Annotated in this window: 24 protein-coding genes; 11 read left to right on the top strand and 13 right to left on the bottom strand. The window is 71.2% G+C overall.

What is annotated here, in order from left to right; translation table 11 throughout:
* Window positions 1-5: 5 nt before the first annotated feature.
* Genes HNQ09_RS17640 through HNQ09_RS17615 form a run of 6 tightly spaced genes read left to right on the top strand, consistent with a single transcriptional unit; the run spans window position 6 to window position 4,718 of the window.
* Window positions 6-554 (top strand): RNA polymerase sigma factor, encoded by a 549-nt coding sequence (locus HNQ09_RS17640; protein ID WP_184031779.1) that lies wholly within the window; start codon window positions 6-8, stop codon window positions 552-554.
* 43 nt (window positions 555-597) lie between these two features.
* Window positions 598-888, top strand: a complete 291-nt coding sequence (locus HNQ09_RS17635; RefSeq protein WP_184031778.1) for a hypothetical protein — start codon at window positions 598-600, stop codon at window positions 886-888.
* Window positions 885-1,712, top strand: a complete 828-nt coding sequence (locus HNQ09_RS17630; RefSeq protein WP_343057944.1) for a transcriptional regulator — start codon at window positions 885-887, stop codon at window positions 1,710-1,712. Before HNQ09_RS17635 ends, HNQ09_RS17630 begins: the two co-directional genes overlap by 4 nt.
* A 41-nt stretch (window positions 1,713-1,753) precedes the next feature.
* Window positions 1,754-3,034, top strand: coding sequence for a DUF1800 domain-containing protein (locus tag HNQ09_RS17625; RefSeq protein ID WP_184031777.1), 1,281 nt, complete (start codon window positions 1,754-1,756; stop codon window positions 3,032-3,034).
* A gap of 35 nt (window positions 3,035-3,069) precedes the next feature.
* The gene (locus HNQ09_RS17620) at window positions 3,070-4,251 is read left to right on the top strand and encodes a DUF1501 domain-containing protein (RefSeq protein ID WP_184031776.1); all 1,182 of its coding nucleotides are present in this window, start codon (window positions 3,070-3,072) and stop codon (window positions 4,249-4,251) included.
* Window positions 4,239-4,718 (top strand): hypothetical protein, encoded by a 480-nt coding sequence (locus tag HNQ09_RS17615; RefSeq protein WP_343057943.1) that lies wholly within the window; start codon window positions 4,239-4,241, stop codon window positions 4,716-4,718. Before HNQ09_RS17620 ends, HNQ09_RS17615 begins: the two co-directional genes overlap by 13 nt.
* A 67-nt stretch (window positions 4,719-4,785) precedes the next feature.
* On the opposite strand, the gene HNQ09_RS17610 is transcribed toward HNQ09_RS17615, so the two are convergent.
* The 4 genes from HNQ09_RS17610 to HNQ09_RS17600 form a co-directional block, all read right to left on the bottom strand.
* Window positions 4,786-4,989 (bottom strand): hypothetical protein, encoded by a 204-nt coding sequence (locus HNQ09_RS17610; RefSeq protein WP_184031775.1) that lies wholly within the window; start codon window positions 4,987-4,989, stop codon window positions 4,786-4,788.
* An 81-nt stretch (window positions 4,990-5,070) separates the two neighbouring features.
* Complete coding sequence (locus HNQ09_RS19050) at window positions 5,071-5,319, bottom strand: GNAT family N-acetyltransferase (RefSeq protein WP_343057942.1); 249 nt, start codon at window positions 5,317-5,319, stop codon at window positions 5,071-5,073.
* On the bottom strand, window positions 5,301-5,969 hold the full coding sequence (locus HNQ09_RS17605; RefSeq protein ID WP_246363468.1) for a GNAT family N-acetyltransferase: 669 nt from the start codon (window positions 5,967-5,969) through the stop codon (window positions 5,301-5,303). The genes HNQ09_RS19050 and HNQ09_RS17605 overlap by 19 nt, the downstream gene beginning before the upstream one ends.
* Window positions 5,966-6,874, bottom strand: coding sequence for a GNAT family N-acetyltransferase (locus HNQ09_RS17600; RefSeq protein ID WP_184031774.1), 909 nt, complete (start codon window positions 6,872-6,874; stop codon window positions 5,966-5,968). Before HNQ09_RS17600 ends, HNQ09_RS17605 begins: the two co-directional genes overlap by 4 nt.
* 377 nt (window positions 6,875-7,251) lie before the next feature.
* Between HNQ09_RS17600 and tkt the strand changes: the two genes are divergently transcribed.
* Entirely contained in the window at window positions 7,252-9,231 is a 1,980-nt protein-coding gene (gene tkt / locus HNQ09_RS17595) for a transketolase (RefSeq protein WP_184031773.1), read from the top strand.
* A gap of 61 nt (window positions 9,232-9,292) precedes the next feature.
* On the opposite strand, the gene HNQ09_RS17590 is transcribed toward tkt, so the two are convergent.
* Both HNQ09_RS17590 and HNQ09_RS17585 read right to left on the bottom strand, forming a co-directional pair.
* Window positions 9,293-9,778 (bottom strand): hypothetical protein, encoded by a 486-nt coding sequence (locus tag HNQ09_RS17590; RefSeq protein WP_184031772.1) that lies wholly within the window; start codon window positions 9,776-9,778, stop codon window positions 9,293-9,295.
* On the bottom strand, window positions 9,775-10,053 hold the full coding sequence (locus tag HNQ09_RS17585; protein ID WP_184031771.1) for a helix-turn-helix transcriptional regulator: 279 nt from the start codon (window positions 10,051-10,053) through the stop codon (window positions 9,775-9,777). Before HNQ09_RS17585 ends, HNQ09_RS17590 begins: the two co-directional genes overlap by 4 nt.
* Before the next feature lie 126 nt (window positions 10,054-10,179).
* Here HNQ09_RS17585 and HNQ09_RS17580 point away from each other — a divergent pair, with 126 nt between their 5' ends.
* On the top strand, window positions 10,180-11,088 hold the full coding sequence (locus HNQ09_RS17580; protein ID WP_184031770.1) for an SDR family oxidoreductase: 909 nt from the start codon (window positions 10,180-10,182) through the stop codon (window positions 11,086-11,088).
* Between the two features lie 68 nt (window positions 11,089-11,156).
* On the opposite strand, the gene ahbA is transcribed toward HNQ09_RS17580, so the two are convergent.
* The gene (gene ahbA, locus HNQ09_RS17575; RefSeq protein WP_184031769.1) at window positions 11,157-12,224 is read right to left on the bottom strand and encodes a siroheme decarboxylase subunit alpha; all 1,068 of its coding nucleotides are present in this window, start codon (window positions 12,222-12,224) and stop codon (window positions 11,157-11,159) included.
* 581 nt (window positions 12,225-12,805) lie between these two features.
* Between ahbA and HNQ09_RS17570 the strand changes: the two genes are divergently transcribed.
* The gene (locus HNQ09_RS17570) at window positions 12,806-13,489 is read left to right on the top strand and encodes a YqhA family protein (RefSeq protein ID WP_184031768.1); all 684 of its coding nucleotides are present in this window, start codon (window positions 12,806-12,808) and stop codon (window positions 13,487-13,489) included.
* Here HNQ09_RS17570 and HNQ09_RS17565 read toward each other — a convergent pair.
* Together HNQ09_RS17565 and HNQ09_RS17560 are read right to left on the bottom strand one after the other, a co-directional pair.
* A complete protein-coding gene (locus tag HNQ09_RS17565) occupies window positions 13,464-13,976 on the bottom strand; it encodes a Na+/H+ antiporter subunit E (protein WP_184031767.1) in 513 nt (170 codons plus the stop codon). The two genes, HNQ09_RS17570 and HNQ09_RS17565, sit on opposite strands and share 26 nt — an antisense overlap.
* A gap of 78 nt (window positions 13,977-14,054) precedes the next feature.
* Window positions 14,055-14,486 (bottom strand): response regulator, encoded by a 432-nt coding sequence (locus tag HNQ09_RS17560; RefSeq protein WP_184031791.1) that lies wholly within the window; start codon window positions 14,484-14,486, stop codon window positions 14,055-14,057.
* Between the two features lie 227 nt (window positions 14,487-14,713).
* On the opposite strand from HNQ09_RS17560, the gene surE reads away from it, so the two are divergent.
* Entirely contained in the window at window positions 14,714-15,499 is a 786-nt protein-coding gene (surE, locus tag HNQ09_RS17555; protein ID WP_184031765.1) for a 5'/3'-nucleotidase SurE, read from the top strand.
* Window position 15,500: 1 nt separating this feature from the next.
* Here surE and HNQ09_RS17550 read toward each other — a convergent pair whose 3' ends face one another.
* The 4 genes from HNQ09_RS17550 to HNQ09_RS17535 form a co-directional block, all read right to left on the bottom strand.
* The gene (locus HNQ09_RS17550) at window positions 15,501-16,730 is read right to left on the bottom strand and encodes a hypothetical protein (protein WP_184031764.1); all 1,230 of its coding nucleotides are present in this window, start codon (window positions 16,728-16,730) and stop codon (window positions 15,501-15,503) included.
* On the bottom strand, window positions 16,727-17,056 hold the full coding sequence (locus tag HNQ09_RS17545) for a PadR family transcriptional regulator (protein WP_184031763.1): 330 nt from the start codon (window positions 17,054-17,056) through the stop codon (window positions 16,727-16,729). Before HNQ09_RS17545 ends, HNQ09_RS17550 begins: the two co-directional genes overlap by 4 nt.
* Before the next feature lie 128 nt (window positions 17,057-17,184).
* Window positions 17,185-17,439 (bottom strand): hypothetical protein, encoded by a 255-nt coding sequence (locus HNQ09_RS17540; protein WP_246363477.1) that lies wholly within the window; start codon window positions 17,437-17,439, stop codon window positions 17,185-17,187.
* Entirely contained in the window at window positions 17,436-18,344 is a 909-nt protein-coding gene (locus HNQ09_RS17535; protein WP_343057941.1) for a M23 family metallopeptidase, read from the bottom strand. The genes HNQ09_RS17540 and HNQ09_RS17535 overlap by 4 nt, the downstream gene beginning before the upstream one ends.
* 67 nt (window positions 18,345-18,411) lie before the next feature.
* Here HNQ09_RS17535 and truA point away from each other — a divergent pair, with 67 nt between their 5' ends.
* The gene (truA, locus tag HNQ09_RS17530) at window positions 18,412-19,236 is read left to right on the top strand and encodes a tRNA pseudouridine(38-40) synthase TruA (protein WP_184031761.1); all 825 of its coding nucleotides are present in this window, start codon (window positions 18,412-18,414) and stop codon (window positions 19,234-19,236) included.
* Window positions 19,237-19,245: the final 9 nt, after the last annotated feature.

Below are 19,245 nucleotides of genomic sequence, written 5' to 3'. Positions count from 1 at the left end.
CGCCGTTGAACACCCTCACCGACCCCCAACTCGTGCCGCTGGCGGCGCACCCCGGCCCCCACCGGGAGGCGGCCTTCGAGGCGCTGGTGCGGCGGCACTCGCCCCGGATTCACCGGGTGGCGGCGGGGATGGTGGGGCCGGGCGCCGCCGACGACGTGGTGCAGGAGGTGTGGATCAGCGTGTACCGCCATCTGGCCGGTTTTCGCGCGGGGGCGCAGTTCACGACCTGGCTGCACCGGATCACCCTCAACGCCTGTCACCGGGCGCTGGCGGCGCGCTCCCATCTGCCGCTGGACGAGGCCCCCGAACCCGCCTCGCCCCACAGCCCGGTGCGGGCCGGGGAGCAGGCCGACCTGCGCGCCCGGCTGGCCTGGGCCTTGCGCCAGCTGCCGCCCGAGCAGCGTGACGCCGTGACCCTGCGCGAACTGGGGGGCCTGGACTACGCCGAGATCGCGGGGGTGCTGGGCGTGGAGCCAGGCACCGTCAAGAGCCGCCTCCACCGGGGCCGCGCGGCGCTGCGTGGGCTGCTCAGCGGCGCCGGGGTCACGCCATGACCCCAGGACCATCCCCCCGAACAGGATGCTGGAGGACCCGACCATGAACGACCGCGAACTCGACGACCTCTTTGCCCAGGCCCGCGAGGAGACGCCCGCCGACGCCGGGGCCGCCGACCGTTTCCTGAGCCGCTGGCGGGCCGGGGCGGTGCCCCCCACGCCTGCGCCCCGGCCGCGCCTGGCCCGGGGCCAGCCTACCCGGGGCTGGCCCGCCCTGCTCGCCTGCGCCGCCGTGCTGACGGGCGCGCTGGTGCTGCGGCCCCCGGCGGCCCCGGCCCTGCCCGCGAGCGCGGCCTACGACGCCTACCAGGGCGCCCTGGGGGAGGGGTGGTGAGGCGCTTTGCCGCATCCGCGTGGCTGGGCGCGCTGCTCCTCGCGGGTCCGGCCCAGGCCCAGGGGCAGACCCAGGAGGCCAGTGGGGTCAGCCCTCTGGACGAGCTGACGGCGGCGCTGCGGCAGGCACGCACGCGGGCGGCGCGCGGCACGGTGGATGTCAGCGTCTTCTTTCCGCCGCGCGCGGTGCCCACCCGCACGGCGCGGGCGCTCCCGGCCGTGCCCTTCCGCCCCGGGTTGATCGCCCAGCATTTCAGGGTGACCCGCGCCCCGGCCCCGGCCACCGTCGCGGGGCGGGACGTGACCCGCTTCGACCTCGTGCCGAAGGTCGGGCAGGCCGCCCGCTGGACGCTGTGGGTGGACCGCGCCTGGAACGTGCCGCTGGCCTTCGAGGAGCGGATGCCAGGGGGCACGCTGGCCCGCCGCGCCGCCTTCAGCGCAGTGGGTTCAGAGCTGGCGCGGGTGCAGGCCGGAGTACCGCCCGTTCCCCCCGGACTGCGCGCCGCCGTCCTGGCCGCGCTGCCGGGGCTGCGCTTTCCGCCCGGCTTCACGCCTACCGCCGCCGGACCCCGCGCGGGGGGCGGGCTGGAGGTCACCCTCAGCGACGGCGCCAACGTACTCGCGCTGGTGCTTGCCCCGAGAGACGTGCGCGCCGCGCCGGGCGTTGTCTCGCGGCGGGTCGGGAGCGGGGGCGGGCGCCGCTTCGTGTGGCTGGTCGGCAACCTGCCGGACGCGCCGCTGCGCTCGGCCCTCGCCGGGGTGCGCGGGGTCGAGGAGGCGCGGCTGGGAACTTTGCTGGCCTCGCCCGACTCCAAAGGGCAGTAAGCCGAGAAGTCCCCTGCTTTTCCCCGCCTTCTGGAGACCCCATGCCCCTGACCCCCCTTTCCCGCAAGCTCACCCCTGAGGACGCCGCGCACCTGCTGCGGCGCACCGCCTTCGGCGCGACCGACGCCCAGATTCGCGCGCTCGTCGGCCGGGAGGCCCGCGAGGTCGCCCGCGACCTTCTCTCCTTCGGCAACGAGACCGCGCCCGGCAATCCCTTCGACCCGGCGCAGGCGGCCCGCCCCGGCGCCGGAGCGCAGCTCGTGCGCGGCGCGTGGCTGTACGAACTGCTCTACGGTCCCCACCCCCTGCGCGAGCGGCTGGCCCTGACCTGGAGCAACCATTTCGTGATCGGCACCGACAAGGTGCGGAACGTACCCATGCTGACCGGGTATCTGGCGCTGCTGCGGCGCCACGCGGCTTCCGACAACTTCGCGGCCTTCACGCTCGACGTGGCCCGGCACCCCGCGATGCTGCGGTACCTCGACAACGACCAGAACCGCAAGGGCAAGCCCAACGAGAACTTCAGCCGCGAGCTGCTGGAACTGTTCACGACCGGCCTCGGCACGCCGGGACGGCCCAATTACAGCGAGGAGGACGTGCGCGAGGGGGCGCGGGCGCTGACGGGGTGGACTTTCGAGGGCGGGCGCGGCAACGACCGCTTTCTGGAAGAACCGCGCTTCGTCTTTCGCCCCGGTCAGCATGACGCGGGCCGCAAAGCCTACCTAGGCCGGGCGGGGAACCTCGGCGGCGAGGACGTGGTCCGCCTCGCGGCGACCCATCCGCAGACAGCCCTGTTCGTGGCGCGCAAGCTGCACCGCGCCTTCGTGGCCGACACGCCCGACGAGGCGGCGGTGGCGGGCAGCGCCGAGACCTTCCGGCGCACGAACGGGAGCGTCCGCGCCGTGCTGGAGGAACTGCTCGCCAGCGAGGCTTTTTACGCCCGCCGCGCGGCGATCATCCGCAGCCCGGTCGAGTTCATCGTGGGGGCGGTGCGGACGCTGGGGCAGCCGAGGCTGGAGGCCAAACAGATTCTGAACCTCGCCCAGACGGCCGGGCGCCTGGGCCAGTTGCTGCTGGAACCCGACACCGTGAAGGGCTGGGACGGGGGCCGCGAGTGGATCAACGACTCCACCCTGCTGGGGCGGATGCAGGTCGCGGCGGCCCTGACGCTGGGGGGCACGGCCCCGGCGCTCCGCGAACAGCCCACCCCGCTCGCCCTGCTGGGCCAGGAGCGCTCGCCGCTTCAGGGGGCGCTCGGCGGCCTCAGCCCCAAGCAGCGCACCTACCTGACTTTAATCAGCCCCGAATTCCAGCTCGCCTGAGCGGGCACACGCTGCTCCCTTCCGAGAGGTACCCCATGACCCTGGACCGACGTGACTTCCTGAAATACTCCGCGCTGGCGGTGGCCGCCACCAGCGGGATGCCCGGCTTCCTGGCGCGGGCGGCGACCCAGCCGGGCGGGGCGAGCGGCAAGACGCTCGTCGTGGTGCAGCTCACCGGCGGCAACGACGGCCTCAATACCCTGGTGCCCTACTCCAACGGCGCGTACTACGCCGCGCGGCCCAACATCGCCATCCCCAAAAAGGACGTGCTGACGCTGACGCCTGACCTGGGGATGCACCCGGCGCTGAAGCCCCTGACGGGCCTGTGGGACGCCGGACACCTCGCCTGGATGGAGAACGTGGGCTACCCCAACCCCACGCGGTCGCACTTCGCCTCCATGGCGATCTGGCACACCGCCGACCCCACCCAGGCGCAGGCGGAAGGCTGGATCGGGCGGATTGCCGAGCAGATCGGGGACCCCTTCTGCGCCTCGAACCTCGGGGGCGTGGCCCCGCAGGCGCTGCGGGCGTCCGAGTTCAGCCTGCCCAGCATCGACTCGGTGGACAGCTTTCAGGTGAAACTCCCGGCGGGGCTGGAAGGGGCCTTCGGGCAGATGCTGGGCGCCCCGCGCACGGGCGAGGCCGCCTACCTGGGGGAGGCCACCCGCCGGATGCTCGCCAACACCGGGGCGGTGCAGAAGAACGTGTCCAAGTACAAGGCAGGCGCCAAGTATCCTGGGGGCCGGTTCGCGTCCCAGCTGCGCGACGCCGCCCGATTGATCGCCGCCGGAACTGGGCAGCGGGTGCTGTACGTCTCGCTGGGCGGCTTCGACACCCACGCCGGGCAGCGCGCCGAGCAGGACGAGCTGCTCGCTCAGCTCGCCTCGGGCCTCGCCGCCTTCCAGGCTGATCTGGAGGCGCAGGGCCTCGCGGACCGGGTGCTGGTGATGGGTTTTTCCGAGTTCGGGCGCCGGGTGGCCGAGAACGCCAGCGCGGGCACCGACCACGGCCAGGGCAGCGTGATGTTCGCCCTCGGCCAGGGGGTGAGGGGTGGCGTCCACGGCAGCAGCCCCGATCTGGAAGACCTCGCGGACGGCGACATCAAGTACCGGCAGGATTTCCGGGGCGTGTACGCCGGAGCGCTGACCGGCTGGCTGGGCCTCGACGCCCGCGAGATCCTGCGCGGCGACTTCGCGGGGCCGCCGTGGCTCGCTTGACGCCCAACCCGCAGGTCAGGCTGGGCGCCGCGCTGCTCGCCGGGCTGGTGCTCCTCTCCGCGCCCGCCGCGCTGGGCCTGCCCAAATACCGCACCCAGGCGGCCCAGCAGCTCGGCCACGACAAAGACGACCCGCTGTGGCAGCTGTCGGGCAAGGTGATGCCCTGCGTGACCTGCCACACCCGGCCCCAGGGCGGTCAGGGCTGGAACGCTTTTGGCGAGCGCCTGCGCGCGGGTTTTCGCGAGCAGCCCACCGCGAAGTTCGGCGCCGTCCTCTTCGCCGTGCTGGAGGAGGGGGCCGACGCGGACGGCGACGGCTTCCCCGACGCGCTGGAGTTCTACGCCCGCACCCTGCCCGGCGATCCGAAGAGCAGACCCGCCCAGGCGCTGGCGCTCCTCCAGGCCGAGTTCGGCAAAGCGGGCGGCCTGAACCAGTACCGCCCGAAAGCCGGTCCGCCCCGGAACTAGCCTCCCCTCCCGGACCGCAAAAACCCCGCCGGAGCGGGGCAGGGGTTTTTCTGGAAGGGTGGCGGCTTCAGGCGGCGAGTTCGGCCTGGATCACCTGAAGCAGGCGGCCTCCGGCGAGTTGCTGCACGATCTCGTGGCGCAGGGCGTTGGCCTGCTCCAGCCCCAGCTCGTCGATCAGGCGCACGAAGTCGATGTCCTGGTAGGTGCGCCCGGTGCCCTGCTGCGCGTGGGAGAAGTAGGCGACCAGTTCCTGGAGGGTCAGGGGCGACATGGCCTTAAGATAAGCTTTATTTTCTGAACAGACTCTGACAGGAGTGAGAAGGGCGGCCCCGGCGCGGCCCCAGTTTCCCGGCTACAGCCGACGTTCCCAGGTCACCCACAGGGCTTCCGGGACGTACCCCAGCCGGGTGTTGACCCGCAGCATGGGCAGGTTGAGCACCGTGCCGCCGGTGCTGGCGTGGGTGAAGCCCTCCCCCTGCGCCCAGGCGAGCGCGTGCGCCTTCAGGGCGGTGGCGAGGCCCCGGCCCCGGTGGGCACGGGCGGTCACGGTCTGTTCACTCTCGGCCCTGGGGCCGCGCCCGGTCAGCCGCGTGCAGGCCACGATTTCCCCCCGGTACCGGGTGACGAAGGCCGCCTCCTCCCCGCGCCGCGCCGTACGGTGTCCCGCAGGTCCGCCAGCGTCAGCGGGTCGGGCGTGGTCGCCGGATTACGCGGCGCGTCCGCCAGACCAAGCAGATGCAGCGCAGAGAGGGCCGCCCAGTCGGCCTCCGGGGCGTGCGCGGGCAGACGCTCTGGCCCGTACCCCGCCAGGTAGAGGCGCTCTTCCAGCCGGGCGAAACGGGCCGGACTGAAGTCACGCAGCCCCAGGTGCGCCCCCCACGACTGCCAGGCGTTGCGAAAGCCCGCCACCTGAAAGAAGGCCCCGGCCTCCGGCCAGTCCTCGCGGGTGACCCCCAGCAGCCGGGTGAAGCCGGGCGGCCTCCGCGCCCACTCCGCGAGGTACAGTGCCAAGAAGGCCGCCGGGTCGCCCGCCAGGTCGAGGCGCAGCGCGTCCGGCGCGCCGGGGCCGAAGGGGGAGAGGTGGGCGGTGGCCACCACCTCGCTCCCGCGCTCGGCGACGAGGCGCACCCGCAGCAGGTCGCTGGATTCGCGGAACTGCTGCGGCGTATAGCTCCACTGCCCCCGCACACTCGCCGTGACCAGCCGGGCGACGGCGGGCGCGTCGGCCTGCCGGAAGGACCGGACGATCACACGTCCCGTTCCCAGGCGACCCAGTCGGGTTCGAGGTGCGCGCCCAGCCGCCGCAACACGCCCAGGTACGCCGCGTCCCGCCCGCTGCCCGCCACGTTCAGGAAGGGCACGTCCTGGGCTTGCAGGCGGCGCGCGACCCGGGCCAGCAGCGCCGTCGCCAGGCCCCGGCGGCGGTGCCCCGGATGCACGGTCAACACGGCGTTCCAGGCGGCCAGCCGCGACCGCTCCGGCAGGGCGAGGCCCACCAGCGTCTCGCCCTGCCAGGCCAACCACGCGGCGTCCCAGAGAGCGTCCCCGTCCGGCAGCCTCTCGGCGGCGGGCGGGATGGTCGGCGCGGCGTTGACCTTGTCCTCCCGGGTCAGGGCGTACAGGGTGCCCAGACGGGGGTCGTCCCGGAAAGGGGCGGCGGGCGTGAAGGTGTAGCCCTGCCGCTCCAGTTCGGCCTCCAGCCGGGCGGTGTTCGCCGCCCACCCGCGCAGGTGGAACCCCCCGCCGAAGGTGCGGTGCACCTTACGGAAGCCCAGCGCGGGCAGGTCGGGCCAGCTCGGCAGGTAATCCGTGCGGACGCTGGCCCACAGCCGCTCCCGCCCGGCGGCGCGGGCCTGCGCGGCGAGCGCCTCCAGCAGCGCCGCCGGGGTGCCGTCCGCGCGGTGGTCGGGGTGCAGGTGCAGGCCCACCCAGGCGTGGGTGGGGTGGAAGTCCGGCAGCCAGAGCGTGCCCAGGCCCGTCAGGCGACCCGCCGTTTCGGCCACCACGGAGCCGTGGGCCTCGCCCTCCAGCGCCCCCGCCAGCCGCGCCGCCGTGCCGTGAAAGTGCGGCTCCTGCGACGAATTGTTCAGCAGCACGGCGAGAAAAGCGTCGTGGGGCCGGGCCGGGCGGACGGGGACAGCGGAAGCGGCGCTCATGCCGCCATCCTGCCGCGACCGGGCAGCAGGGCGCCAATCCTGACCCTAGGCCGAATGGCGTAGGGCTGCATATGCGCCCCTCGCTGGCGGGGCGTTTGCGCTGCCGGGCGGCATCCAGCCCGGCCCCCTGCAATTCATGAGCAAGTTACATTCACGGAATCACTTGACAGGATTACGGCTGGGGCGTATTCTGCCCTTACCGGAATGGAGGCGCCGTGGTTGTGCCTGTTTCCCGAACCGGATGGAGCCTGACGGCCCCGCAGCTTTTCCTCTGACCGCGCCCCCCCCTATTCGTGAGGTGGGGGCGCGTCTTTGCTCAACCCGGGCGGCCCCCACCGTTTCCCGCGCCAGGGGGGCCGCCCGCTACACTGCCGGACATGACAGCCATCCAACAGGGCGTGGAACAGCTCAGCGTCAACACCATGCGGACGCTCGCCATCGACGCGGTGCAGGCCGCCAACAGCGGGCACCCCGGCGCGCCGCTGGGCGCCTCCCCGATGGCCTACGTGCTGTGGCAGCGCTTCTTGCGCCACAACCCGCAAAACCCCGAGTGGGCGGGCCGCGACCGCTTCGTGCTGTCGGCGGGCCACGCCTCCATGCTGATCTACTCGCTGCTGCACCTCACCGGCTACGACATGCCGCTGGAGGACCTGAGGCGCTTTCGGCAGTGGGGCTCCAAGACGCCCGGCCACCCCGAGTTCTTCCACACCAAGGGGCTGGACGCGACCACCGGGCCGCTGGGCCAGGGCGCGGCGATGTCGGTGGGCATGGCGATGGCGGAGGCGCACCTCGCCGCGCGCTACAACCGCCCCGGCTTCCCGGTCTTTGGCAACCACGTCTATTCCATCCTGGGTGACGGCGACCTCCAGGAAGGGATCAACCACGAGTCGGCGGCGCTGGCCGGGCACCTGAAACTCGGCAAGCTGATCTGGCTGCACGACGACAACGCGGTGCAGCTCGACACCGCGACCGACAAGGCCGAGTCCGAGGACACCGCCGCCCGCTACCGCGCCTACGGGTGGGAGGTGCTGCGCGTGGAGGACGGCAACGACCTGGACGGGATCGAGGCCGCGATCCGTCAGGCCCGCGAGAACCCGGACCAGCCCACCCTGATCCAGGTCCGCACCGTGATCGGCTTCGGCAGCCCCCGCGCGGGCACCTCCAAGGCGCACGGCGAGCCGCTGGGCGCGGAGGGCGTGGCCGAGACCAAAGCGGCGCTGGGCTGGACCTTCCCGCCCTTCACCGTGCCGGACGAGGTCAGGACTCATATGGACGCCCGCGAACGCGGCGCCGCGCAGGAGGCCGAGTGGCAGACGATGCTGGACCGCTACGCCGCCGAGCACCCCGAGCTGGCCGCCGAGGTCCTGGCCCTGCTCAAGCGCGAACTGCCCGCGAACCTCGCGGACGCCCTGCCGAGCTTCGAGGTCGGCGGCAAGGGTGTCGCCACCCGCAATGCCAGCGGCGAGGTCATCAACGCGCTGGCGGGGGTCGTCCCCGGCCTGATGGGCGGCAGCGCGGACCTGTCGGGCAGCACCAAGACCACCATCAAGGACGGCGGCACGCTGGAACCCGGCCACTACGGGGGCCGCAACGTCTACTTCGGGGTGCGCGAGTTCGGCATGGCCGCCGCCGCCAACGGACTGGCGTTGTACGGCGGCCCGCGTCCCCTCGTCGGCACCTTCCTGGTGTTCGCCGACTACCTCAAGCCCGCCTTCCGCCTCTCCGCGATCCAGATGCAGCCCGTGACCTACGTGCTGACCCACGACTCCATCGGGCTGGGCGAGGACGGCCCCACCCACCAGCCTATCGAGCAGCTCGCCATGCTGCGCGCCGTGCCAGGTGCCCACGTCATCCGCCCCGCCGACGCCAACGAGACGGCCGCCGCCTGGCTGATGGCGCTGGAATACGGCAAGGGACCGACCGCGCTGGCCCTCTCCCGCCAGGACCTGCCGGTGCTGCCGCGCAACATCGAAGGGGTGAAAAAGGGCGCCTACGTGATCCGCGACGCCGAGAACGCGGCGGTCGTGCTGGTCGCCTCCGGCTCGGAGGTCAGCCTCGCGCTGGACGCGGCGGAGGCGCTGGCGGCGGCCGGAACGCAGGCGCGCGTCGTCTCGATGCCCTGCATGGAGGTCTTCCGTGAGCAGGACCGCTCCTACCGTGACTCGGTCCTCACGCCCGGCGTTCCCCGGGTCGCCATCGAGGCCGCCAGCAAGTCGCCCTGGTACGAGTGGGTCGGCGAAGGCGGCGCCGTGATCGGCATGGACACCTTCGGCGCGTCGGCGCCCGCCAGCGTGCTGATGGAGAAGTTTGGCTTCAACGTCGAGAACGTGGTGAAGGTGGTCCAAGGCGTGTTGTAACTTCAGACGTGAGCGGCGCCTACCCCCGCTCGGGAAGGTGGGCGCCGCTCAATCATTCGCCTCAATCCGCTTCCGGTTCGTTCAACGCCGCCACGATGCGCGGCAGGGCGTCGAACAGGCTGACGACCACGACGATGAACAGCGCCGTGGCAACCTCCACGTTGGCCCCGGCAAAGGGGTTCAGCGCCGGGACCGTACGGAGCAGACCGCCCCCCAGCAGGAACGCCGCGAAACTTGCCCATAGCAGCGGTCCGGAGACGGCATAGGCACGGGCGACAAAGGCGTTGCGGGCGTGGGTCTCGTATTCGTCCAGCTGCTCTGTCCGGCGAAAGAGGCGGTTCCAGACCCAGGCCCGCGAGGTCAGGCCGTGCAGGCGAAACGCGATCCCCGGTAGCAGCAGCAGCGGCCAGACGCCCGCCCAGCGGGTGGAATCCATTCCCGGCAGGAAAATTTGGGCGAGCAGAACGCTCATGCCCAACACGGCAGCGAGGCGGCGCCTTCTGGTCAGCGGCTGGGTGCGGCTGTAGGCGGGGGCAGTCAGCGTCATACAAGCTCCTTTTTGCTGTCTTTGCCGTAGACCTGCGCGCTCAGCGGCGGCAGCGGCGCGAGGGAGAAGACCGCCTCGACCGGCAGCTCGAACACAGCGGCGATCTTCAAGGCGAGGACCAAGCTGGGGCCGTAATCCCCCCGCTCGATAAAGCCGACCGACTGAGGGTTCACGCCGACAGCAGCAGCCAGTTGGCTCCGTGAGAGGCCACGTTCGGCACGCAGGGCCGCCAACCGATTGTGCAAGCGGGCGTCTTCCTGCTGTTTTCCCCCCATGACAGTACGTTATGTATACGCAATACATCTGTCAAGTGGCCTGTCCTCTCAGCGCGGCCTTTACACCTCCTGAAAGATGTGAGCTGGGGGGCGCGGCTCGGGGGCAGGGCGTGTGAGAGTGCCGCCATGACCAATTCCGGAAAGGGCCAGAACGACAAACCCGAAACCGCCTCCACCGGGGACTACCCGCAGGAAACGCCCGTCGAGACGCAGGGCACCCAGCCCGGCAGCGAGGCCGAGATGAACGTCCAGCCAGTCGTCATCCGCGAGGACTACCGGGGCAGCGGCAAGCTGGAGGGCAAGGTCGCTCTGATCACCGGGGGCGACAGCGGGATCGGGCGGGCGGTCGCCGTGCATTTCGCCCGCGAGGGCGCCGACGTGGCGATCCTTTACCTCGACGAGCACCAGGACGCGCAGGACACGGTGGCGATGGTGGAGGCCGAGGGCCGCCGGGCCGTTGCCATCGCGGGCGACATCGGGGACGTGGCCTTCGCCCGGCAGGCGGTTGAGCAGACGGTCGAGCAACTGGGCCAGCTCGATATCCTGGTCAACAACGCCGCCGAGCAGCACGAGCAAAAGAGCATCACTAACATCACGCCTGAGCAACTGGAGCGCACCTTCCGTACCAACATCTTCGGGATGTTCTACCTGACGCAGGCCGCGATGCCGCACCTGAAAGAAGGCTCGGTCATCATCAACACGACCAGCATCACCGCCTACAAGGGCAGCCCGGAGCTGATGGACTACGCCTCGACCAAGGGCGCCATCGTGGCCTTTACCCGCAGCCTCAGCCAGAACCTCGCGGAAAAGAAGATCCGCGTGAACGCCGTGGCTCCCGGCCCGATCTGGACGCCCTTGATTCCCGCCACCATCAGCGAGGACAAGCTGGCGAGCGACTGGGGCGAGACGCCCCTGGGCCGCCCCGGTCAGCCTGCCGAGGTGGCGCCCGCCTACGTGTTCCTGGCGTCGGACGACTCCTCGTACTTCTCCGGGCAGGTCCTGCACCCCAACGGGGGCACGGTCGTCGGCGGCTGAGGATCAGCCAAAGACTGGAAAGGGCGCTGCGGCCAAAGCTTCAGCGCCCTTTCCCTTGGCCCCTGCCCTCAAGCCTGGGTGCCCAGATTCTCCCGCTCCCACGCATAGAACTCGGGCTGGTAGAACTCCAACCGGACCTTCTTGTACTCCTTGGTCGAGTACAGGATCGCGTGCTCGACGCCGGGCGCGACCTCCTGCTCGATGGCCGCGATCTTGCCGAAGGCTTCTTCCTTGGAGCGGCCGTGGACCATCGTGAAGATGGTGTAGGGCCACTCGGGGTAAGTCGGGCGCAGGTAACAGTGGCTAACAGCCTTGAACTCGGCCATCTGGCGCCCCACCTCGGCCACCTGCTCCTGCGGCACGGCCCACACGCCCATCGCGTTGAAGGTAAACCCCGCCTTCTGGTGCCGGAACACCGCCGAGACGCGCCGCAGCGCTCCGGCGGCCTTCATCTTCTGGGCGTGCGCGGCCACCTCGTCGATGGTTAGGCCCAGCGCGGCGCAGGCGTCCGCGTAGGGTTCTTCCGTCACGGGCAGGTCTTTCTGGAACTCCACGACAAAGGCCCGGTCGAGGTCGGTGACCGCGTAGCCCAGGTTGCGGTCGGCGTTGGTGTACTGGGGCGCGGCCTTGGCGTTCCAGTCCTCCTTGCCGGTCATGTCGAACTCCACGCCGATCTTGAACAGGTGCAGGGTGGGCATCAGGCGCGTGACCTTGGCGCCGCTCAGCTCGTGCAGCTTTTGCACGTGCGCCTGGAGGTCACTCTCGGGCGGCACGGCGATGGTGTACCACAGGTTGAAGCTGTGGTTGCGCTTGTAGTTGTGGCTCACGCCGGGGTGCCCGTTGACGACCTCGGCCCCGGCGTCAAGCTGGTCCTCGGCGTACTCGGCGGCGACGAGGCTGGACTGGTAGCCCAGGGTCCGGGTGTCGAAGATCGCGCTGACCTGCCGCAGCACGCCATCCGCCTTCACCTCGCGCAGGATCGCCAGCGCCTCCTGCTCGGTCAGCCCGACCTCCTCGGCCAGGGCGCGGTAGGGCCGCTGCACGATGGGAATGTCCTTCTGGATGCGGTTGAGCAGCTGCTCGCGCGGCGTGACTGTGGAAGACGCCGGGGCGGGCGCAGGGGCGGAAGCCGTCATGCCTCCAGGGTACGGCTCCGCGCGGCGGCGAACGTCCCCGAACGAGCGGTCAGGTGGCGGGAGGCGGCCACGCCGAAGTCGTCAGGCCTGCCCGCCGTCAGGTCTGCCCGGCGCCGGGCGCCTCCGCGAAGAAATCCACCGCTCCGGTGGCGCTGTCGTGGCGCCCGCCGACCACCAGCAGGTCGGGCACAGCCCGCGCAGCACCTCCGCCCCGCGAATGGTCTGCACGGTGCGTTCGATGTGGAGGCGCAGCACGGCTTCGGCCAGGGCCTCGGCTGGGTCCTCAGCTGGGTCCTCAGCTGGGTCGGCCCTACCCCCGTCCTCCGCCCGCAGGCCCAGCTCCTTTCCCTGCCTGAGCCGTTCGGGGGCCTCCGGCACCGTCTGGGGCCGCAGGTACCCGGCGCCGAACAGCCGGGGCAGCAGGCCGGGGAAAAAGCGGTGACCCGGCATCACGCGGGCAGTCCAGCGGGGCCGCCCCGCGACGTGGAGCGGGCCGGGCGGGGGCCGGAGCCACACATGGGGGAAGCGATTCTCTTCAGGGATACAGCACCGGGCAGAGCGGGGCGGGCATGATGGCAGCCATGACCCGCACCCGGTCCCAACCTGCCGAAGAACCCTCCAAGCGCGAGTGGTTCAGTGACCTGATCGGCCGCACGCGCTTCGTGGTGTTGATCGCCGTGATCGCCGTGCTGCTGGTTGCCTTCAGCCTGTTTTTGCAAGGCACGCTGCTCGCGCTGACGACCATCTACGAGACCTGGCGCGAGACCTTCGAGCGCGGCATCACCAGCCAGTCGAGCACGCTGGCGGTCGAGTTTCTGGAGGTCGTGGGCACCATGCTCAAGGCGGTGGTCTTTTACCTGATCGGGGTGGGGCTGTACTCGCTCTTTATCACGCCGCTCAACCTGACCTCGGCGCTGGGGGTCGAGAGCCTGTCGGACCTGGAGCAAAAGGTCATCTCGGTGGTAATCGTGATTCTGGGCGTGACCTTTCTGGAGCACTTCATCCGCTGGGAAGAGCCGCTGGAGACGCTGTACTTCGCCGGGGCGCTGGCGCTGGCCGGCGGGGCGCTGGTGTTTTTTCAGCAGGTGCACAAGGGCAGCGGGGGTGACCTCCAGCAGCCGGAGGCCAAGATCCGCGCCCGGCGCGAACTGTTCGAGCACGACACCGAGCAGCGCCACATCGCCGAGCAGGAGGTGGCGCGGGCCGAGCGCGCCACCAAGGCCAAGGCCGAGGGCCGGGTCAGCGCCGAGGAGGGCGCGGAGTAGCCTCCTCGGCGCCGGAACCGCCGGTCAGGCGCAGCAGCCGCCGCTCGACCGCCAGCACGCTGGCCCGCGCCGCGCGGGCGTCGTCCATGCCCAGCGCGTGGACATACAGCACCCGGCGGTCGGGGGAGAAGCCCAGCGCCACCGTGCCCGGCAAAAGCCCCGTCAGCGAGGCGAGCAGGGTCAGCGGCACGTCGCCTTCCAGCCGCAGCGGCACGCCCACGATCAGCGGGTTCAGGCGCGGGTGGGCGCGCAGGGCCAGCAGCGCCATATGCAGGTTGGCGCGCACCAGTTCCCACAGGAAATACCCGGTGAGCGCCAGCGCCCCCAGCACGCTGCGGACATAGGGGGTGGCCCCCAGCGCCCGGCGAAACAGCGCCAGAATCACGAAGCCGATCAAGAAGCCCAGCGCCAGCGACCGCAGGCTGACTTCGCCCAGAAACAGCGCCCAGACCAGCGCCAGCAGCAGGTTGAAGCCTGCACTTCTCAAGGTCTGGCTCCGCTGGGCGACACCGTCATGGCCTTACAGTACGGCAGCGGACCTGTTCAGCGGGCGCGCCCGCCGGGGTCAGGCGGTCGCTTCGGGCCAGGAGGTCAGGCGGGTCTTGGTCCAGAACTCCAAGAAGCCCTCGACCTGGGCCACGAACTCCTGAAAGTTCACCGACTTGATCAGGTACGAGCTGGCATGCAGGGTATAGGCCCGGGTGATGTCCTGGTCGTGGTTGGAGGTGGTCAGCATCACCACCGGAATCTGCACCAGCTGGGGGTGGGCCTTCATGGCGCTCAGCACCTCGAAGCCCGACATGCCCGGCATGTTGATGTCCAGCAGCACCACGTCGGGCAAGGTCGCGCCCGGCGCCAGCAGGGTATCGAGGGCCGCCTGTCCGCTGGCGACGGTGCTCACCCGGCACAGCTGGGCGTAGTCGGCAAAGACCTCCTCGGCCAGGTGGCGGTCCATGAAGCTGTCGTCGACCAGCAAGAGACGCAGCGGCCGGGTCACACGCGCCACGCCGGGCCGCCGCGACACGGGCGCCTGTGAGAAAAGAGCTTTAATCGCATCATAAGCTGCCCTCATGGTAGCCCGGCGCCGGGGAGACCGGGGGCTAAGTTGCCCAATCTCGGTTGCCCAGTCTCGGCGCAGTTTCAGCTCTCGGCGCGGCCCAGCGCGGGGCAGGCTCCTGGGCCCGGCCCAGGGGTCTGGGGGGCCACGCGCTACCCTGAGGCGCTATGACTTCCCAGCCTCTGACGGGTCGCCCGCGACTGCTGGTCGCCAACGACGACGGCATCTTCTCGCCCGGCATCAAGGCGCTGGCGCTGGCCCTGGCCGACGTGGGCGAGGTGGTGGTCGTCGCGCCCGACGTGGAGCAGTCGGCGGTGGGGCACGGCATCACCATTCGCCGCCCGCTGCGCTTCAAGCACACGGCGTCGGCGGGTTTCGGGGCCATGCCCGCGTACCGGGTGGACGGCACGCCCGCCGACTGCGTGGTGCTGGGGGTACATCTGCTGGGGACCCCCGACCTGGTGGTCAGCGGCATCAACCTGGGACCGAATCTGGGAGACGACCTGACGCACTCCGGCACGGTCGCGGCGGCCATCGAGGGGCTGGCGCTGGGCATTCCCGCCATCGCCCTGAGCCAGCAGGGCAGCCCCGAGGGCGAGTACAGCTTCACGGCGGCGGCGGCCTACGCCGCGCGGCTGGCGCGCGAGGTGCTCGAACAGGGGCTGCCGCCGCGCGTGCTGCTCAACGTCAACTTTCCGGCCCGTCCGGCGCGCGGCGTGCGGGTGACCCGGGTGGGCGAGCACCGCTGGGAAGATTCCATCGTGACCCGCCAGGACCCGGAAGGCCGCGAATACCACTGGGTCGCGGGCCAGAGCCAGGCCCCCGACGCCCACGACCTGAACACCGACTATGGCGCGGTGCACGCCGGGTACGTCAGCGTGACCCCCGTGCGCCTCGACCTGACCGCCCGCGACCTGCTGGACGAGGTCGCGGGGTACGTGCCGGAGGTATAGATCAGGGTCGGGAAGGTGTCAGGCGGACCTGCCCGGCAGGCACCGGAGTCAGCTTGAGGTTACGGAGGTCGCTGGGGTCGAGGCGGTAGACAAGGAGGGCCGCTTCTTTGCGCTGGGTGGCCGTCAGCAATTCGGCAGGACTGCTCACGATGCGGAACTCTCGCGTGGAGCCGGACCTGTTGGGAACCTGAATCCGTTCATTCTGTACGCGGCGAACGCTGAGCGAAAACCAGTCGCAAACGCAATTCGGGAGAGGCTGCTGAAGTGTCAGAAGTTCGTTGCTCACGAGGGCGTACAGGGTGCCGTCCGGCGCGGACAAGTTCAGGGCCTGGACGGGGCCGAGATAGTCCTTGTTCTCAGGAAGAACGGCGAACCTGACCGGCAGGTCGTGGGGCGCGACCTCCTTCAGGAGGTATTCCAGGTCTTCCAGCACCGGGAAGGCGTAGATATCTGTGGCAAGGACGGGCGTGGACGGCGTGCCGAGTTGAAGTTTCGCGGGGCCAAGCTGCAATACCGGGTTGACCAGCCCTTCAAGTCTCAGAGGCACCTTCGTCACGGACTGGCGCAGACGACCCAGCAGCACCAGCTTTGAGACGTAGGCCTGCCCGCCGACCTGTTTCAGGCTGTGGCTCAGGTCCAGGCCCTGGGTGTTCTTGCCGCCAGGGAAAGACAGGATCAGGTAGCCCTCCACGCCGTCCAGCATGTCGACCTGGACACCACCTGCCTCAAGGGCCACGACGATGTCCTTCAGGCTCAGCAGGTCACTTCGCTGGTCCACCTGCTGCTGACACCACGCCACTGCACCTTCAGGACCGCCCTTGGATTGTACGAAGGCGTCGTAAGTTTGCCGTTGCTGGGCGGTCAGGGTTTGCCGAGCGGCGGGGCTGAGGGGGCGGCACTCCTCCGTTTGACGTTCCGCAATGGCCCGCACCGTCGGCACCTGCGCCAGCGCCTGCACCCCCAGCAGGCCAGCGACCCCGGCGAGCAGCGCCGCGCGGGCCGCGTGGGGCAGGCTGTGAACCCGGCTCAGGTCGCGGGCGATGGCGTGCGGGCTGCCCAGGTCGCGCAGGGCGGCCTGCACGGCCTCCGGCCCGTCGAGGCCCAGCAGGGAAAAGCGGTAGACCTTGTCCTCGACGGCGCCGCGCAGTTCCAGCCGGGCGTCCCGGCGGGCCTGACCCCACAGGCCACGGGTGGCCCGGTCGAGGTAACGTTCGGTGTCGCGGTCACTCATGCCGGTCGCCCGATCACGCCGCGCACGGCGGCGCTGAAGCGTTCGTAGCGCTCGCGCTGGGCGCTCAGTTCGTCCCGCCCGCCCGGCGTGAGGGCATAGACCTTGACGGGCGAGCCGCCGCGCGGCAGCACCTGAAACTCCCCCCTGATCCACCCGGCCCTTTCCAGCCGGTGCAGCGCCGGGTACAGGGTTCCTTCCCGCAAGCTGAAATACCCGTCCGTGCTGGCCTGCACGTCGGCGATAATCTGTCCGCCGTAGCGCGGCGCGTGTTCGAGGCTGGCGAGCAAAAGCAGGTCGAGGTGGCCTTTGAGCTGCTGGGCGTCCATGCACGTTCCTTTCCCTGAGCACCCCACCGGAAAGCGGAGCTTCAGGCATCGCCTGGCGATGTGGTGGCATCGTAAGCCGATGGGCATCGGAAAGCAAGGGTGAGATGAAGAGTCTTGGGTAGGCGACCTCACAGCGCTTGGCGCACCTCAAAGACCCAGGCCCGCACGCCCCCCGGCAGCGGCAGCGGCGGCACCTCGCCCGACCAGCGGCTGGCGACCAGGGCCAGGCCGGGCTGCGCGGGGCTGACGAGCAGCTCGGCGCCCAGGAAGCCTGGCAGAGCGGGCAGCGCCCGCAGCAAGGCCGCGAGGTCGCGCTCGGCCGTCTCCCCCTTCGCCTCGGCGTAATGCACCCGCAGGGGAGGCGGGGCGTGGCCGGGGGTCACTCGTAGAGGCTCAGGGGGTCTTTGGGATTCCAGCGCAGGTAGGTGCCGAAATGCAGGTGGGTGCCGGTGCTGCGGCCGGTGTTGCCCACCCGGCCGATCACCTGACCCTGCGCGACCGGCTCGCCGGCCCGGATCAGGTTGGCGCTGAGGTGGGCATAGCGGGTGATCCAGCCGTCCGGATGCTCGATCACGACCGTCCAGCCCCAGCCTCGCTCGAAGTCGGCGCGCGACTCGATGACCCGCCCGGAGCGGGCCGCCCGGACCGGCGAGCCGTGCGGAGCCACGATGTCCACCCCGTAGTGCATCTCGCGCTCGCCCTCCAGCACGCGCGGGCCGAAGTCGCTGCTCACGGCGGCGTACCCCCGCACCGGCCACAGCCACCCCGCCGAGGAGGCGGGAGCCGCGCTGACCCGGATAGAAGCGGCCCGCACGGTCGCCGCGCCGCCGCTGCGGGCCGGGGCAGTGCGGGCCGCCACCCGGCGCGCCGGAATCTTCAGGGTGGCGCCGATGCGGACCACCCGGCCGCCCCGGTACTGCGGATTGGCGTTCAGCAGCCCCGAGAGCGTCAGGCCGTGGCGCCGCGCGATCACGGTCAGGTTCTCCCCGCTGCGGACCCGGTACGTGCGGGCAGGCAATTGGCGGTCGGGAACCCGCAGCACCCGGCCCGCCTGCACCTGATTGGCGTTGCGCAGGCCGGGGTTGGCGGCCCGCAGCGCCGAGAGGCTCACGCCCGCCCGCGCGGCGATCACGGTCAGGTTGTCGCCGGGGCGGATGCGGTAGCTGCTGGCCGCCCCGGCGGCGGGAGCCAGCAGGGCGCCCACCAGCAGCGCCGCCGCGAGCAGGCCGCGCCGCGCCGCCAGAGGCCGGGAGACTCCCGAGGAGCGCCGGATGAGAACGGGGTTCACGTCACCGAGCATAAGGGGGGCACCCGGCCCTTTGGGTGAGGAGGCGCCCCGGCGCTAGCCTGCGCCCATGCTCCCCCGGCCCAGCTACGCCCCCCCGCCCGGCTTCGTGCGCCTGCGCCTGCTGCTCGCCTGGGACGGCAAGGACCTGGCCGGATGGCAGTCTCAGCCCCACGCGCCGAGCGTGCAGGACACGCTGCATGTGGCCTTCACCACACTGGGGGGGGAGGGGGTGTTCCGCCCGGTCGCCGCCGGACGCACCGACGCCGGAGTCCACGCCGAGGCGATGCCCGCCCACATCGACGTGCCGCAGGCTTTCCGCGTTCCCCCGACCAAACTCGCCCGCGCGCTCAACGGCCAGCTGCCGCCCGCCGTGGCTGTGCTGGAGGCGGAGCAGGCCCCTCCCGGCTTCCACGCCCGCTTCTCCTGCACCGAGCGGCGCTACAGCTACCGGCTGCTGGCGGCTCCGCAACGCCATCCGCTGTGGGCGGGCCGCGCCCTGCATGTGCCGGGGCCGCTGGACGTGGACGCCATGAACGCCGCCGCCCTCCCGCTGATCGGCACCCACGACTTCGCCGCCTTCGCCACCCAGGAAGACCGGCAGACGGTGCGTGAGCTGCGGGCGCTCTCGGTTCGGCCCGGTCCCCAGGTCCACGGCGGACAGGTCTGGGAGGTTCAGGTCGCGGGCGAGAGCTTCCTGCGCCACATGGTGCGCGGGCTGGTGGGCACCCTGCTGCTGGTGGGACAGGGCAAGCTGCGCGGGGAGGACGTGCCCGCCATCCTCGCCGGGCGCGAGCGGGCGCGGGCGGGGGCGAACGTGCCCGCGCAGGGGTTGACGTTCACGGGGGCGAGTTACGACGCCCCGGCGAGCACCACATACCGCTCCTCGCGGTAGCTCAGGCCG

It is taken from the genome of Deinococcus budaensis, from assembly GCF_014201885.1.
Classification (GTDB): domain Bacteria; phylum Deinococcota; class Deinococci; order Deinococcales; family Deinococcaceae; genus Deinococcus; species Deinococcus budaensis.
Note: the sequence above shows the minus strand (reverse complement) of the source record. Positions and strands in the feature narration are given on the sequence as shown.